This is a genomic window from Georgenia sp. Z1491 (assembly GCF_049856175.1).
GTDB lineage: Bacteria > Actinomycetota > Actinomycetes > Actinomycetales > Actinomycetaceae > JB111.
Map to the genome: position 1 here is coordinate 1 of NZ_JBNDNA010000021.1, position 14,421 is coordinate 14,421.

The following is a 14,421-nucleotide window of genomic DNA, read 5'->3' on the forward strand; positions in this document are numbered from 1 at the left end:
GGAGCCGGGTCTTTGCTTCGTCAAAGTGGATTCGGACCTCGGCGCCGAAGTGTTCCACGAGACGATCGATCGCTCGTCGTTCGGTGGCCCCCATATAGGTCGTTGTGATGACTCGAAACCTCACCCCCCGGTCCCGTAGTTCACGGAGGTGGTCCTCGATGACGCGGAGTCCGTGCCATTTGACGAATGCGCAGAGCAGGTCGACTTGATCGGCCGAAGCCAGCTCAGCTCGCAACTCCGCGCCGAGGCTCGGCTCGCCGCGCACATTAGTGAGAAGTGCGGCATCGCTGAGCGGTGTCGTCGGGCGAGATGGGGTGGCGGGACTCGTGTGAGCCTGGAACCGCTGGAGGTAATGGAGTTGGCGCGGAGGATCGTCCACGATTTCGCTCGGGTCAATCGCCTCAATGAGTCGGTTGGCCAGCTTGTTGCGCTCGTCACCCCTCGCAGACCGTAGGGCGTGCTCGACCAGCGCACCGAGGTGTCGAGCAAGTACCTGCGGCCGTTCCGCTTCCTCAACGTCCTCCCACGTGACATGCGCTGCGTCCAGGTGCGCAATTTCGTCGCGAAGTCGACGGGTACCGAGCGATTCGTAGAGTCCGTCCTCCATGTCAAGAGTCTGACATTCCGCGTGCGTGCGATGTTCCGTTCGCTCAGATGTGGACTGTGCGATCTTGGTTGGTTGGTCATACACCGGCCTCGTGCGGTCCTCCACCTGCTGGTGTGTAGCCTCATCGATCCGCGGTCACTGAATGATCAAGTGGACTGCAGATGGACCGCACAGGTTGCAGCAGTGGCTGAGTTGAGAGTTCACGCCATCAATTCTGTGGCTGGTCACCCCGTCGCCTCATACAGATGCTGCGGCCGCCCGGACCCACCGAACCTCGGTCGTACCTCGGCCTGCTCCGTCGCCACGAGGTGCTCGAGGTACCTGCGCGCCGACACCCGGGACATCCCGACCCGGTCGGCCAGCTCCTCGGCGGACAGCGGCTCGTCGCTCGCCCGCAGGGCCTCGGTGACCATCTCCATCGTCCGTGCGGCGAGGCCCTTCGGCAGGACCGCCCGATCACCCGCGCGCGTCCGCGCGGACCGCGTCCCGCCCAGCAACCGGTCGACCTGCTCCTGGCTCAGCGGTTCCGAGGGCTGCTCGCTGACCATGCGGCGTCGGCGGAGGTAGTCGTCGAGCCGAGCCGCGAGGTCCGCCCGCGTGAATGGCTTGATGAGGTAGTGCAGCACCCCGCCGGACATCGCCGACCGCACGGTTTCGACCTCGCGCGCCGCCGTGATGACCACGACGTCGACCTCCTGCTGAGCCCGCAGCCGCCGCAGCACCTCGAGCCCGGTGATGTCCGGCAGGTAGATGTCGAGCAGCACGAGATCGGGTGCCAGCCGCTCGGCCTCCATCAGCGCCTCGGCGCCGGTGGCCGCCACGCCGGCGACCTCGAAGCCGGGCGTCGACTCGACGAAGCTGCGGTGCAGGCCGGCGACGGCGAAGTCGTCATCCACCACGAGCACGCGCACGTTCTCCACGTTCACCTGGCGGCTCCTGCCTCGGCCCGGCCCGCCATCGTTGCGGACTGCGTCTCAGAGACTGCCACCCCGGCCAGGTGCGTGCTGGTGCCAGGGAGCTTCTCCGCAGACTGCACGCCCGGCGATTCCTCGGCCGAGAACCGCGCCGCGGGAAGCTCCACCTCGACAGATGCGCCCCCGGTCTCGGAGTCGCCCACCTGGATCGTCCCGCCGCGCCGGTCGACGACCTGCCGCACGAGCGTGAGGCCAATACCGCGCGAGCGTGCCCCGTCCTTGGTCGAGACCCCGGCCTCGAACACGTGCTGGCGTCGCTCGACCGGGATGCCCGGCCCGTCGTCGCCAACCGTCAGCACGGCCCGCCCGTCCACGCGGCGTGCAGAGACCTCGACGGTCCCGCCGCTGCCTGCGGCGTCGATCGCGTTGTCGATGAGGTTGCCGAGGATGGTGACGACGTCCGTGGTGCCGTCCGGCTCGATCCGCGCCTCGGGATCGGTCCGCACGCTCACCCCTCGTTCGTGGGCGATCGCGGTCTTGGCCAGGAGGAGCGCCCCGACCGCCGGGTCCGTGACGCCGGGCAGCGAGCCGAACATGCCGACGACGCCCGAGCGGCCGGTCCGAGCGATGAACTCGACCGCCTCGTCCTCGCGCCCGAGCTCGATGAGGCCGGAGACCACGTGCATGTGGTTGGCGAACTCGTGGGCCTGCGCCCGCAGTGCCTGCGTGAGGTCCCGCGCGCCGTCGAGGTCCCGAACGAGCGCGTAGATCTCCGTCCGGTCGCGCAGGAGCAGCACCGAGCCCACCTGCCGGTCATCTACCTCCGCGCGGTCCACCCGGACGAACAGGATCTGCTCGCCCACCAGCACGAGCGTGTCCCGCACCTCGTCAGGCCCGGCGAGGATCTCCGTCAGCGCCGGTGCGAGCACGTCGCCCGCCGGCTTCCCGATGCAGTCCTCGGGCAGGTCGAGCATCCGCCGCGCCTGGTCGTTGGCCAGCGCGATCCGGTCATGCTCGTCGACCGCGACCATGCCCTCGCCCAGGCCGTGGAGCATGGCCTCGCGGACATCGCGCAGGGAGGCGATCTCCTCGGGCTCCATCCGGTAGATGCGCCGCCACACCAACCGGGAGATGTAGACCGCCCCCAGCGTGCCGACGAGTCCCGCGCCGAGCAGCCAGCCGAACAGGGGCGGCAGGTCGTCCATGAGCTCGGCGCGCAGCGTCTCCTCCAGGGTGCCGACGGACACCGAGCCGATGACCTCGCCACCGGCCCAGATCGGGACCTTCACCCGCCACGACTCGCCCATCGTGCCGGTCTGCGTGCCCACGTACACGCGGCCGGACAAAGGCTCGCTCGGGTCGGTGGACACCATCTGCCCGATGTTCTCGACGTTGGGATGCGAGTACCGGATGCCCTCGGCGTCGGTGACGACCACGTACGTCACGCCCGACGCCTCACGGATGAGCTCCGCGATCGGCTGGATGACCGCCGACGGGTCCGGGTCCTCGTAGGCCTCGACGACGGACGGCAGCGTCGCGACCGACTGGGCCACGCCGACCATCCGTTGCTCGTAGGAGTCCCGGATCTGGGACTCCTGCATGCGCATCGCGACCAGCCCCACGGTGCCGATCGTGATCACCACGATCGCCGCCTGGAGCAGGAGGAGCTGTCGCCGCAGCGACATCGGCCGGCGCATGCGCCCAGCGTGCCACGCCCGCCGCGCCGCACCCCCCGCCATGAGCGTGACCGAAACGACCGGAACGACCGCAACGACCTCTGCGACCACTACGGCCGAAGACTTCTCCGGCCCGGGACCAAGGTCCTAACTTCGCGGCACCTGATCAGCTCAAGGAGGAGCCTCATGTCCGCACGCCCCACCGCGCGTCGATCCGCGCGACGTACGACCACCGCCCTGGCCGTCGGCGCCGCCGCCGCGCTCGTTCTCACCGCCTGCTCGGACAGCGAGGGCTCCGAGGACGGGGAGGTCTCGATCGACAGCGTCGAGATCATCGTCCCCGCCGACCCGGGTGGTGGCTGGGACCAGACCGGCCGCACCATGCAGTCCGAGCTGCAGGACAACGACATCGTCGGCGACGCCCAGGTCGTCAACGTCGGCGGTGCCGGCGGGACCGTCGGCCTCGCCCAGCTCGCCACCGCCACGAACCCGGACACCCTCATGGTGATGGGCTACGTCATGGTCGGCGCGATCGAGACCAACCAGTCACAGACCACCCTCGACGACGTCACCCCGATCGCGCGGTTGACCGAGGAGCCGCTCGTCGTCGTGGTCCCGGCGGAGTCCGAGTACGAGACGATCCAGGACCTCACCGACGACATCATCGCCAACGGCCAGGACGTGTCGGTGACCGGCGGGTCCGCCGGCGGTGTCGACCACATCCTCGCGGCCCAGCTGCTCACCGAGGCTGGGATGGACCCCGCCGACGTGGCGAGCTCGCTCAACTACATCCCCTACTCCGGCGGCGGGGAGTCCCTCGCGGCGCTGCTCGGCAACAACGTCGACGCCGGCATCTCCGGGGTCGCCGAGTACGCCGAGCAGGTCAACGCCGGCACCCTGAGGGCGCTCGCGGTCTCCAGCGAGGAACCCTCGCCCGCCCTGCCGGACACGCCCACCCTCACCGACCAGGACGTCGACCTCGTGCTGACCAACTGGCGCGGCGTGGTCGCGCCCGGCAACATCGAGGACGACCAGGCCGAGGCGCTCACCCAGCTCGTCACCGAGATGCACGGCTCCGAGTCGTGGGCCTCGGCGCTCGAGGCCAACAACTGGGACGACGCCTTCCTCGCCGGCGACGAGTTCGCCGCCTTCCTCGAGGAGGACATCGAGTCGGTCCGGCAGACGCTCGAGGACATCGGGCTCGTCTGACATGACGGCGCCCACCACACCCGCCGCCGCCGGCACGAAGCCGGCGGCGGCCCGGCGTGCGCCCGTCGGCGAGCTCGTCTTCGCCGTCGCGGTCGTGGCCCTGGGCGGGTACGTCCTGCTCGACGCCGGCAACATCAACGTCCCGATCACCTCGGGCGCCATGGGGCCGCGGACCATGCCCTACCTCGTGGGCGGGCTGCTCGTCCTGGCCGGCCTCGGCGTCCTGGCGACCCTCCTGCGCGGCAGGCGCGGCGACACCGAGGACAGCGAGGACATCGACCCCACGTCCGGCACCGACTGGCTGACGGTCGGCATCCTCGTGGCCGTCGTCGTCGTGCACATCCTGCTCATCTCGCCGCTCGGCTGGCCGATCGCCGCGACCATGCTGTTCGCCGGCACGGCCATCACGCTCGGCAGCCGGCCGATCTGGCGGGCCATCCTCACCGGCCTCGCGATGGCGCTCATCATCCAGATCGCCATGGCCGGCGGGCTGGGCATCTCGCTGCCCGCGGGCCCGCTCCTGGAGGAGGTGGCGATCTTCCGTGGATAACCTCGCGCTGCTCATCGAGGGCTTCGGGGCTGCGATGCAGCCCATCTTCCTGCTCTACGCGCTGCTCGGCGTGTTCGTCGGGACCGCCGTCGGCGTCCTGCCGGGCATCGGCCCCGCGATGACCGTCGCGCTGCTGCTCCCGCTCACCTACACGCTCGAGCCGACCGCCGCGTTCATCATGTTCGCCGGCATCTACTACGGCGGCATGTACGGCGGGTCGACCACGTCGATCCTGCTCAACACACCGGGGGAGTCGGCCTCGATCGTCACCGCCCTGGAGGGCCACAAGATGGCCAGGGCCGGCCGGGGCGCCGCCGCCCTCGCGACGGCCGCCATCGGCTCCTTCATCGCGGGAACCGTCGCCACCGTCGGCCTCACTTTCGTCGCGCCCGTCGCGGCCCGCTTCGCGGTCAAGCTCTCCTCCGCGGACTACGTCGCGCTCATGGTGCTCGCCTTCCTCACCGTCGGCGCGCTGCTGGGCTCCTCGGTCACGCGCGGCATGGTCTCGCTCGGCCTGGGCCTGTTCATCGGGCTCATCGGCGTCGACGCGATCTCCGCGCAGCAGCGGTACACGCTCGGCATCCCCGAGCTCGTCGACGGCATCGACGTCGTGCTCGTCGCCGTCGGGCTCTTCGCCGTCGGCGAGGCCTTCCACGTGGCCTCCCGCCTGCGGAAGGGCCCGGTCGAGGTCATCCCCGTGACCGGTGGCTGGCGCAGCTGGATGTCGAGGGGCGACTGGCGCAGATCCTGGAAGCCCTGGCTGCGGGGCACCGCCATCGGGTTCCCCATCGGGACCATCCCCGCGGGCGGCGCCGACGTCGCGACGTTCCTCTCCTACGCGAGCGAGCGCCGCCTGGCCAAGGGGGAGCGGAAGAAGGCCTTCGGCACGGGCGCCATCGAGGGCGTCGCCGGCCCGGAGTCCGCGAACAACGCCGCCGCCGCGGGCGTGCTCGTCCCGCTGCTCACCCTCGGGCTCCCGACGACGGCGACCGCCGCCATCATCCTCGCCGCCTTCCAGCGCTACCAGATCCAGCCCGGCCCGCTGCTGTTCGAGAACCAGTCGGCTCTGGTGTGGACGCTCATCGCGTCGCTGTACATCGGCAACCTCATGCTGCTCGTGCTCAACCTGCCGCTCGTGGGCATGTGGGTGAAGATCCTGCAGATCCCCAGGCCCTACCTGTACGCCGGGATCATCACGTTCGCCGGGCTCGGCGCCTTCGCCGTGAACTTCACGCCCGCCGACGTGCTCCTGCTGCTCATCATCGGCCTGCTCGGGTTCTTCATGCGGCGCTACGGCTACCCCGTGGCACCCATGGTCGTCGGGCTCATCCTCGGCCCGATGTTCGAGGCACACCTGCGCCGCGCGCTGTCGATCTCCCAGGGCGACCCGGTCGCGCTCGTCCAGTCCGGGTTCGCGCTGTTCGTGTACGTGGCGCTGCTGGTGATCTTCGCGCTGTCGTTCTGGCTCAAGAGACGCCAGCAGCGCCTCGAGGCGGTGGTCGAGGCGGAGGCGATGTCCGGCGAGACTGCGCCGGTCGCCGCCGACCAGGCGGCTCCTGCCGCCGGCGAGTCGGCACCCGTTGCCGAACCCTCCGAAGGAGAGAACCGATGACCGTCGTGCTCGGGTACATCCCCACGCCGCCGGGGGAGGCAGCGCTCGCCGCCGCCCTGGAGGAGGCGCGGCTGCGCGGCGAGCGCCTCGTGGTCCTCAACACCACTCGAGGCGACCGCCTCTCCGACCCGCGCTACGCGCACGACGCCGACATGACCCGCCTGACGGAGGCGCTCGCGAGCTCCGGGGTCGAGCACGAGGTGCGGCACGGCACCTCGGACGGGCTCGCGGGCGACGACCTGGTGAAGCTCGCGGTTGAGCTTGAGGCCACGATGATCGTCATCGGGCTGCGCCCCCGGTCCCCGGTCGGCAAGCTCGTGCTCGGCTCGGCGGCCCACGCCGTCCTCCACGACGCCCCGTGCCCCGTCCTCGCGGTCAAGGCCGCGGCGGACTGAGCGCGGTCGGGCTCGGACGGTCGAGCCCGACCTGGGGCGTTGGCCGACCGACCCCGACCTGGGGGCCACCGACAGGAGCCGATCCCGAACGGACCCGCTCACCCGCCCGACGCCACGAACCGCGCGTCCACCTTCGCGGTGATCTCGATGTCCTCGGGGACGAGCCTGAGGTCGGGCTCGCCCGCGCTGCCGAGCGCGGCGGCGCGGGCGAAGGGTACGGCATCCTCGTTCTCGGCGCGGCGGTCGTCGCCGAGCATCCCCGCGTCGGCGACCTCGAGCGGCGTGACGGTGGCCAGGCCGAGGGCGGCGGCGTAGGCGCCCGCCTTGTCCCGGGCGTTCGTCACGGCCCCCACCCGGGCCTCGCGCACGAGCTCCGCCTTGCGCACCTCGGTGAGGGACCAGGCCACGCGGTCGACGACGAACCCCGTCACCGTCGACATCTCTCGGAGCCAGGCGCTCAGCCGGTCGAAGTCGCGGAACTTCACCTGGAGGTCCGCCCGCGCGTGGACGGTGCCGCGCTCGGCGGGGTGGAACCGGCGGTGCGACCCGCGCACGGTGATCTCGACGTCGCTCACGGCGCCCACGCTAGTGGGCGACCCCGCCCCAGACCCCGCGCTTCGCCGCGTCCGAGGCGTAGTCCTCGAACGCCAGGGCCGGCCTCCCGAGCACCCGCTCGACCGTGCCCGTCGGCGTCGTGTCCCCCGCGGCCCGCAGGGGCGCGAGCTGCGCCACGATCCCGTCGACCACCGGCTCCGGCAGGCCGGCCACCGCCATCGCCTCGCGGTACTCGGCCGGCTCCCCGACGTACGTCACGTTCCGACCGGTCGCGCGCCCGATCGCCGCCGCGGCCTCGCCGAACGAGAGCGCCTCCGGCCCGGTCAGCTCGAGCACCTCGCCGAGGTGGTCGTCGGTGACCAGCGCGCGGACCGCGACCGCCGCGATGTCCTCCGCGTCGACGAAGCCCTGGCGGCCGTCACCGACCGGGAGCGCCACCCGGCCCGCGAGCACGTCGTCCCGGAGGAACGTCTCGAAGTTCTGGTCGAACCAGTCCGGACGCAGGATCGTCCATTCCAGGCCCGAGCCCCGTACCGCGGCCTCCGCACGCTGCAGCCGCTCGACGGACATCACGTCGACGCCGCGGTCGGAGTGCAGGACCACCCGCCGCACGCCGGCGGCCGACGCGCGCTCGAGGAATCCGCCGGGGAGCTCGCCGTCGTCGGGCAGGAGGAGGTAGAGCCGGTGCACCCCGTCCAGCGCCGCGTCCCACGTCCCCGGGTCGCCCCAGTCGAACGGCGGGTCGGTTCCGCGCGTCACCGGCCGCGCCACCACGCCCGTGGCACGCAGCTGTTCGACGACGCGCGCACCGACCGTGCCGGTGCCGCCGAGGACGAGGATCGGACGGTCGCTCGCGATGCCCATGCCGCATGGTCCCGCGCACCACCGACACGTCCGGTCGGCCTGGCGTTGGACATCGCTACGGATGGATGCACAATGGATGTATGTCATCCATACTGATTCAGGTGCGTGGGGTCGACCCCCGGGCGCGCGACGAGCTGGCGGCGCGCGCTGCACGGAGCGGTCAGAGCCTGTCGGCCTATCTCCGAGACCTCATCGAGCGCGAGGCAGCGACGCCCGAGCTCGCGGATGTGCTCGCCCGTGTCGACGCCAGGTCGGAGTCGAGCACCGTCTCGACCGTGGATCTCGTCCGGGACGACCGCGACCGTCGATGATCGTCGTCGACACGTCCGTCATCGCCGACGCCCTCGTTCAGCAACCACTCGCTGACCTGCGCCGGCGCCTGGCCGGCGAGGTCCTCCACGCCCCGGACCTCATCGACCACGAGATCGTCGGTGCACTTCGCGGACTTGCCCTCGGCCGCCACATCAGCGCGGCTCGCGCCCAGGACGCGCTCACGGACTATGACGACCTGGCGATCCGGCGGCACGCCAGCACACCCGGACTGCGGGCGAGCGTCTGGATGCTCCGGGACACCATGACGAGCTACGACGCGGCGTTCGTCGTCGTCGCCGATCGGCTCGGCTGCCCGCTCTGGACCCGGGATCGACGGCTCGCGTCGGCTGCCCGCCGGCACGTCGATGTCGAGGTCGTCTGACCGACCTCGGCCCCGACCGGCGGCCCGCGTCGCTCAGTGCCCGCGCGCGATCCACTCCTCGAGCTGCGGCGCCTCGGCACCGATCGTCGTGGAGTCCCCGTGCCCGGTGAGTACCCGCGTCTCGGCCGGCAGCGTGAGCAGCCGGTCCCGGATCGAGTCGATGATCGTGGGGAAGTCGGAGTAGCTGCGGCCGGTCGCTCCCGGCCCGCCCTGGAACAGGGTGTCCCCGGTGAGCACCACGCCGAGCTCGGGCACGTGGAAGCAGCACGAGCCGGGGGAGTGGCCCGGCGTGTGGATCACGGTGACCCGGGCGCGATCGGGGCCACCTGCTCCACCGGCGCCGGCCGAGCCGGCACCCGAGCTCGAACCCGAGCCGGAGCCTGCCCCGCCAACCCCCAGCTCCATGCCGTCGACGAGCTGCTCGTCCGGCGGGAGGTCCGGGTTCGTCACGTCCCACAGCATCCGGTCCGCCGGGTGCAGGTAGGTGGGCGCCGCCGTCGCCTCGCGCAGGGCGGCGACCGCGTGCAGGTGGTCGTCGTGCCCGTGGGTGAGCAGGATCGCCGTCACCTTCCGGCCGGCGACCGCCGCGATCACCGGCGCCGCGTCGTGCGCGGCGTCGATGATCACGCACGAGGCGTCGTCGCCGATGACGTACACGTTGTTGTCGACGTCGAACGTCTCGCCGTCGAGGGTGAACGTCCCCGACGTCACCACCGTCTCGATCCGCAGCTCGCTCATGCCGTGACCTCCTCGTTCGTCGAACCGGCCCCGCCGAGGACCACCACCGACCGGAGGACGTCCCCGGCAGCCATCGTGTCGAACGCCGCCCCGACGTCGTCGATGCCGATCGTCTCCGTGACGAACGCGTCGAGGTCGAACCGCCCCTGCAGGTACAGGTCGATGAGCATCGGGAAGTCCCGCTCCGGCAAGCAGTCGCCGTACCAGGCGGACATCAGCGACCCGCCCCGGCCGAACACCTGGTCCAGCGGCAGCGTGATCTCCGTACCCGGGTCGGGCACGCCCACGAGCACCACGCGGCCCGCCAGGTCGCGGGCCTCGAACGCCTGCCGGTAGGTCGCGGCCACGCCCGCGGCGTCGACGACGAGGTCCGCGCCGAACCCGCCGGTCAGCTCCCGGATGCGCTCGACGACGTCCTCGCTGCCGGCGTCGATCGTGTGGGTCGCACCCAGCTCGCTCGCCCACCTCAGCTTCTTCTCCTGGAGGTCGACGGCGATGATCGTCGTCGCCCCCGCCAGCCTCGCGGCCGCCACCGCGGCCGCCCCGACGCCACCGCAGCCGATGACGGCGACCGACTCGCCCCGCCGCAGCTTCCCCGTGTTGAGCACGGCGCCGGCGCCGGCCATGACGCCGCAGCCCACGAGCCCGGCGGCCTCCGGCCGGGCGGCGGGGTCGACCTTGGTGCACTGGCCCTGCGCCACGAGCGTCTTGTCCGCGAACGCCCCGATGCCGAGCGCCGGGGTGAGCTCGGTGCCGTCCTCGAGCGTCATCTTCGTCGTGGCGTTGTGGGTGGCGAAGCAGTACCAGGGCTCGCCCCGGTCGCACGCGCGGCAGTCCCCGCACACGGCCCGCCAGTTGAGGACGACATAGTCGCCGACCTCGACGTGCGTGACGCCCTCGCCGACCTGCGAGACCGTCCCGGCGGCCTCGTGGCCGAGGAGGAAGGGGAAGTCGTCGGACACGCCGCCGACCACGTAGTGGTGGTCGGTCTGGCACACCCCGCAGGCGGCGACGTCGACGACCACCTCGCCCGGCCCCGGGTCGGGCACGACGATCGTCACCACCTCGACGGGAGCGTCCTTCGAACGGGAGACGACGGCCTGGACCTTGTGCGGCATGGATGGACCTCCGGCAGCGGTGACGAGGGGACCCCACCAGCCTGGCTCACGACGGCCGCGGCGGCAACGCGGTCCGTCACCGCCGGCCGTCATTCCCAGACGCGGCCCACGAGCTCCTCGCCGATGGGGATGGCCGCCGTCGCGGCGGGGGAGGGCGCGTTGAGCATGTGCACCTGGCGCGGGGTCGAGGCGATCTCGAAGTCGTCCACGAGCGTGCCGTCCGGCCGGAGGGCCTGCGCCCGCACGCCCGTCCGGTAGCCCACGAGGTCGGTCGAGCGCAGCGACGGGCAGTACTTCGACACCTCGGACAGGTAGCCGTCCGGGACGAGCGAGTTCCACAGCTCCTTCGCGCCGGTGCGCCAGTGCTTCTGGCCGAGCTTCCACAGCCCGCCGAAGCTCACGGCGTCCCGCACGTCGTCGGCGTCGAACCCGAAGCGCGTGTTCTTCTCCCGCGACATCGCGAGCACGGCGTTCGGGCCGAGCAGGATCCGCCCGTCGACCGTCGGCGTGATGTGCACGCCGAGGAACGGCAGCCCCTCGCCGGGCACGGGGTAGATGAGCCGCTCGACGAGCCCTTCCCGGTGGCCCGGCAGCGTGTAGTACTCGCCCTTGAACGGCACGATCCTCACGTCCGTCCGCACGTGCGCGCTTGCCGCGACCCGGTCCGCCTGCAGCCCGGCGCACGCGACGAGCCGCAGCGCCCGCAGCCGCTCCCCGTGCTCGAGCGACACGTCGACGCCGGTCTCGGACTCGGCGATCCGGTCGACCTCGGATCGCACGCGCACCTCGCCGCCGAGCTCGGTCACCTCGTCGGCCAAGGCCCGGGCGACCTCCCCGAAGTCGACGACGGCCGAGCGTGGCGAGTGCAGCGCCGCCACCCCCGTGACGTTCGGTTCCATCTCGCGCAGCTCGGCGACGTCGATGTCGCGCACGTCGATGCCGTTCTCGCGCGCGCCGGCAGCCAGCGCGTCCAGCCGCGCCCTCTCGTCGTGGTCGGTGGCCACGACCAGCTTGCCGATCTCCTTGACCTCGATGCCGTGCTCGCGGCAGAACTCCTTGGTGGCCCGCTCGCCGGCGCGGCACAGGCGCGCCTTGAGCGACCCGGGCCGGTAGTACAGGCCCGCGTGGATCACCCCGGAGTTGTGGCCGGTCTGCCCGACGCCGACGTCGTCGGCCTTCTCGAGCACCACCACGCGCGAGCCGGGTCGCGCACGGAGCAGCGCGCGGGCGGTCGCGAGCCCGACGATGCCCCCTCCCACGACGACGACGTCGTACGAGTCCTGGCCTGCGGCGTCGGGCATGGTCCTACCCCTTGATCCTCTGATAAGTCTCGATGAAGGTCCGCGGCGGCGTGGCCGCGACGGTCTCGGCGAGCAGCTTCTCGTCGACCTGCTCGTCCTTCTTCAGCCGCAGGCACGACTTGCCCATGTCGAGGTGCCCGGTCGAGTCCGCCCACGCCCGTCGGAACGCCTCGGCCTCCTCGGCTCGGGAGTACACGCCCATGAGGTAGACGCTCACGTAGCCCTTCTGGCCCTTGAGGGCGACGTACTGGAGCGGCTCGCCGTTGTACGTGTCCGGGTACACCGACAGCGGGATCGACCAGGTGACGAACCCGCGGTCGACCGAGCGCTCGTAGCCGTCCGGCATGGCCCCCTCGAGGATCCGGTACAGCCGCTCGGTCAGCCCCTGGAAGCGGGCCGGGGCGGCGTCGATCGCGTCGGCCACGTCGGGTGGAAGATCCTGCCGGGCGTCGGGGGAAAGGCCCGCCCCGACGTCGGGACCCGGGCCGCTCATGCCGGCCCGCCAAACGTCGCGGCGGCGTGGTCCGTGCCGGGTGTGTCTGCGACGGCCGCGCCGGCCGCAGCCTGGTCCGGGGAGGTGCCGGCCTCGACCTGCTCCCGCCGCTCGCGCCGCCGGCGCTGGGAGGTGAGCACGTCGGGCAGCTCGTCCGCCAGCGCGTAGCCGTCGTTGCCGTGGACGGTCGGCACGCCGTGCTCGGTCGCCGCCGATCGCCCCCGGATCGGCAGCTCGGCGGACTCCATCGTGCCGTGCGCGAGGACCTGCTCGGTGGGGGTCAGGCGGCGGATGGCGATCGCCCACACGTTGCGGGGGTGCTCACGGGCCACGTCGTCGTAGATCATCGGATCGTGCTGCCCGTCGTCGCCGACGAGCAGCCAGGAGATCTGGGGGAACGTGATCATGAGGTTCCGCAGCTGGACCCGCTTGTGCTCCTTGCCGGAGCGGAACAGCCCGGTCGGAGTCGGCCCCCAGTCCGTCATGAGCATCGGCCCCACCGGCAGCCCGTGGCGGAGCATGAACCGCTTGAGGGTCGGCACCACGTTCCACGCGCCCGTGGACAGGTAGAACATCGGCGCGTCGGGGTGGACGTCGAGGACCTTGGCATAGAGCTCGGCCATCCCCGGCACCGGCTTGCGCGTGTTCGTGTGCCGGACGAACGAGTTCCACGCGGCCAGAGCGGCGCGCGGCAGCATCGTCACCATCACCGTGTCGTCGATGTCGGAGACGATCCCGACCCTCGTGGTAGGGGCGACGACGAGCGCGTCCGTGACGACCGGCTCCGCCGCCTTCGCCTCGAGCGTCACCGGGTGCCACCCCGGCGCCAGCCCGTGGTCGGAGACCATGACGTCGATGTAGCCGGAGCGGTCCGTGGTGGTCGCGAACTCCCGGCCGTCGACCCGCACCGTCACCGGGAGGTGGCCGACCTGCGCCGTGAAGAACTGCCGCCACCCGCGGCGCGCCTCCTGCGCGGTCCGGGCGAGGAACTCACCGGCGTTGTCGCTGAGCGCGGGGTACCGCGCGGGGCGCGAGCCGGGGCCCTCGCCGTGCACGTCGACCCACGGGTCGGACTCCGGGGTGGCGTCGGGGTCGCCCATGATGACGCGGCCCATGACGTGCAGGGAGTGCACGGAGCCGTACCCGGTCAGACCGATGGTCCGCGGGCGCCAGCCCCGTCGCTTGAGCATGTCGACCGACCGCTTGTTGATGCCGTCCTCGAACGCCATGCCGAGGTTCGCGAGGGACATACCGCCAGCCTATGCGCACGAGCGGCCGCGGTCGTCGGGCGACGGCAGGCGGGCGCCCCCGACGCCGGGTGTGCGCCCGCTCGCCGGCGCTGCGGTCGTCAGACGCGCGGGTCCCGGGGATCGCGCGGGTCGCGGACCTCGACGTCCGGCGGGCCCGTGCGCTCGACCCGGGTGACGTGCTCCGTGCGACGCCGCGACACGATCTGGATGATCCCGATGATGACGGCGACGACGCCGACGCCCATGAGGATGTAGCCGACCATCGTGAGGTCGACCTCCGCGATCGAGTCCTGGACCGCGAAGGACAGGATCGCACCGACCGCGATGAGGATGATGCCGAGGGCAGCCATCGCGCCTCCTCGTTCGTCGGGGGCCCGCCGGTCGGGCCCCGGTGGCCCCAGGATGGCAGGACATCGGTGATCGCGCGCGGGGTGGGCGGCGCGCG

The 14,421-nt window shown here is 71.8% G+C and carries 16 protein-coding genes and 1 pseudogene; 6 read left to right on the forward strand and 11 right to left on the reverse strand.

Features of this window, described 5'->3' with window-relative positions:
* The 3 genes and pseudogenes from ACPYO4_RS15100 to ACPYO4_RS15110 all read right to left on the reverse strand — a co-directional run.
* Positions 1-607, reverse strand: a pseudogene (locus ACPYO4_RS15100) (DUF3427 domain-containing protein); the annotation flags it as partial.
* Positions 608-831: 224 nt separating this feature from the next.
* Positions 832-1,533 (reverse strand): response regulator, encoded by a 702-nt coding sequence (locus tag ACPYO4_RS15105; protein WP_425710079.1) that lies wholly within the window; start codon positions 1,531-1,533, stop codon positions 832-834.
* Positions 1,530-3,218: an ATP-binding protein gene (locus tag ACPYO4_RS15110; RefSeq protein WP_425710080.1), complete on the reverse strand. Its 1,689-nt coding sequence runs from the start codon at positions 3,216-3,218 to the stop codon at positions 1,530-1,532. The genes ACPYO4_RS15105 and ACPYO4_RS15110 overlap by 4 nt, the downstream gene beginning before the upstream one ends.
* Before the next feature lie 165 nt (positions 3,219-3,383).
* On the opposite strand from ACPYO4_RS15110, the gene ACPYO4_RS15115 reads away from it, so the two are divergent.
* Genes ACPYO4_RS15115 through ACPYO4_RS15130 form a run of 4 tightly spaced genes read left to right on the forward strand, consistent with a single transcriptional unit; the run spans position 3,384 to position 6,963 of the window.
* Complete coding sequence (locus tag ACPYO4_RS15115) at positions 3,384-4,406, forward strand: Bug family tripartite tricarboxylate transporter substrate binding protein (RefSeq protein WP_425710081.1); 1,023 nt, start codon at positions 3,384-3,386, stop codon at positions 4,404-4,406.
* 1 nt (position 4,407) lies between these two features.
* Positions 4,408-4,956 (forward strand): tripartite tricarboxylate transporter TctB family protein, encoded by a 549-nt coding sequence (locus ACPYO4_RS15120; RefSeq protein WP_425710082.1) that lies wholly within the window; start codon positions 4,408-4,410, stop codon positions 4,954-4,956.
* A complete protein-coding gene (locus ACPYO4_RS15125) occupies positions 4,949-6,568 on the forward strand; it encodes a tripartite tricarboxylate transporter permease (RefSeq protein WP_425710083.1) in 1,620 nt (539 codons plus the stop codon). Before ACPYO4_RS15120 ends, ACPYO4_RS15125 begins: the two co-directional genes overlap by 8 nt.
* On the forward strand, positions 6,565-6,963 hold the full coding sequence (locus tag ACPYO4_RS15130) for a universal stress protein (RefSeq protein ID WP_425710084.1): 399 nt from the start codon (positions 6,565-6,567) through the stop codon (positions 6,961-6,963). The genes ACPYO4_RS15125 and ACPYO4_RS15130 overlap by 4 nt, the downstream gene beginning before the upstream one ends.
* Positions 6,964-7,061: 98 nt before the next feature.
* Here the strand turns inward: ACPYO4_RS15130 and ACPYO4_RS15135 are convergent, their stop codons facing one another.
* Both ACPYO4_RS15135 and ACPYO4_RS15140 read right to left on the reverse strand, forming a co-directional pair.
* Positions 7,062-7,538 carry an SIMPL domain-containing protein gene (locus ACPYO4_RS15135; protein WP_425710085.1) on the reverse strand — a complete coding sequence of 159 codons (477 nt, stop codon included), beginning with the start codon at positions 7,536-7,538 and terminating at the stop codon, positions 7,062-7,064.
* Between the two features lie 10 nt (positions 7,539-7,548).
* Entirely contained in the window at positions 7,549-8,382 is an 834-nt protein-coding gene (locus ACPYO4_RS15140; RefSeq protein WP_425710086.1) for an NAD(P)H-binding protein, read from the reverse strand.
* A gap of 80 nt (positions 8,383-8,462) precedes the next feature.
* Between ACPYO4_RS15140 and ACPYO4_RS15145 the strand changes: the two genes are divergently transcribed.
* Positions 8,463-8,693: a FitA-like ribbon-helix-helix domain-containing protein gene (locus ACPYO4_RS15145; protein WP_425710087.1), complete on the forward strand. Its 231-nt coding sequence runs from the start codon at positions 8,463-8,465 to the stop codon at positions 8,691-8,693.
* Complete coding sequence (locus ACPYO4_RS15150) at positions 8,690-9,076, forward strand: type II toxin-antitoxin system VapC family toxin (protein ID WP_425710088.1); 387 nt, start codon at positions 8,690-8,692, stop codon at positions 9,074-9,076. Before ACPYO4_RS15145 ends, ACPYO4_RS15150 begins: the two co-directional genes overlap by 4 nt.
* Before the next feature lie 33 nt (positions 9,077-9,109).
* On the opposite strand, the gene ACPYO4_RS15155 is transcribed toward ACPYO4_RS15150, so the two are convergent.
* The 6 genes from ACPYO4_RS15155 to ACPYO4_RS15180 form a co-directional block, all read right to left on the reverse strand.
* The gene (locus ACPYO4_RS15155; protein ID WP_425710089.1) at positions 9,110-9,814 is read right to left on the reverse strand and encodes an MBL fold metallo-hydrolase; all 705 of its coding nucleotides are present in this window, start codon (positions 9,812-9,814) and stop codon (positions 9,110-9,112) included.
* Positions 9,811-10,932, reverse strand: a complete 1,122-nt coding sequence (locus ACPYO4_RS15160) for an S-(hydroxymethyl)mycothiol dehydrogenase (RefSeq protein WP_425710090.1) — start codon at positions 10,930-10,932, stop codon at positions 9,811-9,813. The genes ACPYO4_RS15155 and ACPYO4_RS15160 overlap by 4 nt, the downstream gene beginning before the upstream one ends.
* An 89-nt stretch (positions 10,933-11,021) precedes the next feature.
* Positions 11,022-12,233 carry an L-2-hydroxyglutarate oxidase gene (lhgO, locus tag ACPYO4_RS15165; protein WP_425710091.1) on the reverse strand — a complete coding sequence of 404 codons (1,212 nt, stop codon included), beginning with the start codon at positions 12,231-12,233 and terminating at the stop codon, positions 11,022-11,024.
* Between the two features lie 4 nt (positions 12,234-12,237).
* Entirely contained in the window at positions 12,238-12,657 is a 420-nt protein-coding gene (locus tag ACPYO4_RS15170; RefSeq protein WP_425710092.1) for a DUF1801 domain-containing protein, read from the reverse strand.
* A gap of 65 nt (positions 12,658-12,722) precedes the next feature.
* Positions 12,723-13,976 (reverse strand): App1 family protein, encoded by a 1,254-nt coding sequence (locus tag ACPYO4_RS15175; protein ID WP_425710093.1) that lies wholly within the window; start codon positions 13,974-13,976, stop codon positions 12,723-12,725.
* Between the two features lie 98 nt (positions 13,977-14,074).
* On the reverse strand, positions 14,075-14,326 hold the full coding sequence (locus ACPYO4_RS15180; RefSeq protein WP_425710094.1) for a DUF6458 family protein: 252 nt from the start codon (positions 14,324-14,326) through the stop codon (positions 14,075-14,077).
* Positions 14,327-14,421 lie beyond the last annotated feature (95 nt).

What these genes read in the sequence shown, in the direction of transcription:
- ACPYO4_RS15110 (WP_425710080.1), bottom strand. Translation starts at nt 3,218, where the DNA reads ATGCGCCGGCCGATGTCGCTGCGGCGACAGCTCCTCCTGCTCCAGGCG.
- ACPYO4_RS15115 (WP_425710081.1), top strand. Translation starts at nt 3,384, where the DNA reads ATGTCCGCACGCCCCACCGCGCGTCGATCCGCGCGACGTACGACCACC.
- ACPYO4_RS15120 (WP_425710082.1), top strand. Translation starts at nt 4,408, where the DNA reads ATGACGGCGCCCACCACACCCGCCGCCGCCGGCACGAAGCCGGCGGCG.
- ACPYO4_RS15130 (WP_425710084.1), top strand. Translation starts at nt 6,565, where the DNA reads ATGACCGTCGTGCTCGGGTACATCCCCACGCCGCCGGGGGAGGCAGCG.
- ACPYO4_RS15140 (WP_425710086.1), bottom strand. Translation starts at nt 8,382, where the DNA reads ATGGGCATCGCGAGCGACCGTCCGATCCTCGTCCTCGGCGGCACCGGC.
- ACPYO4_RS15145 (WP_425710087.1), top strand. Translation starts at nt 8,463, where the DNA reads ATGTCATCCATACTGATTCAGGTGCGTGGGGTCGACCCCCGGGCGCGC.
- ACPYO4_RS15150 (WP_425710088.1), top strand. Translation starts at nt 8,690, where the DNA reads ATGATCGTCGTCGACACGTCCGTCATCGCCGACGCCCTCGTTCAGCAA.
- ACPYO4_RS15155 (WP_425710089.1), bottom strand. Translation starts at nt 9,814, where the DNA reads ATGAGCGAGCTGCGGATCGAGACGGTGGTGACGTCGGGGACGTTCACC.
- ACPYO4_RS15160 (WP_425710090.1), bottom strand. Translation starts at nt 10,932, where the DNA reads ATGCCGCACAAGGTCCAGGCCGTCGTCTCCCGTTCGAAGGACGCTCCC.
- lhgO (WP_425710091.1), bottom strand. Translation starts at nt 12,233, where the DNA reads ATGCCCGACGCCGCAGGCCAGGACTCGTACGACGTCGTCGTCGTGGGA.
- ACPYO4_RS15175 (WP_425710093.1), bottom strand. Translation starts at nt 13,976, where the DNA reads ATGTCCCTCGCGAACCTCGGCATGGCGTTCGAGGACGGCATCAACAAG.
- ACPYO4_RS15180 (WP_425710094.1), bottom strand. Translation starts at nt 14,326, where the DNA reads ATGGCTGCCCTCGGCATCATCCTCATCGCGGTCGGTGCGATCCTGTCC.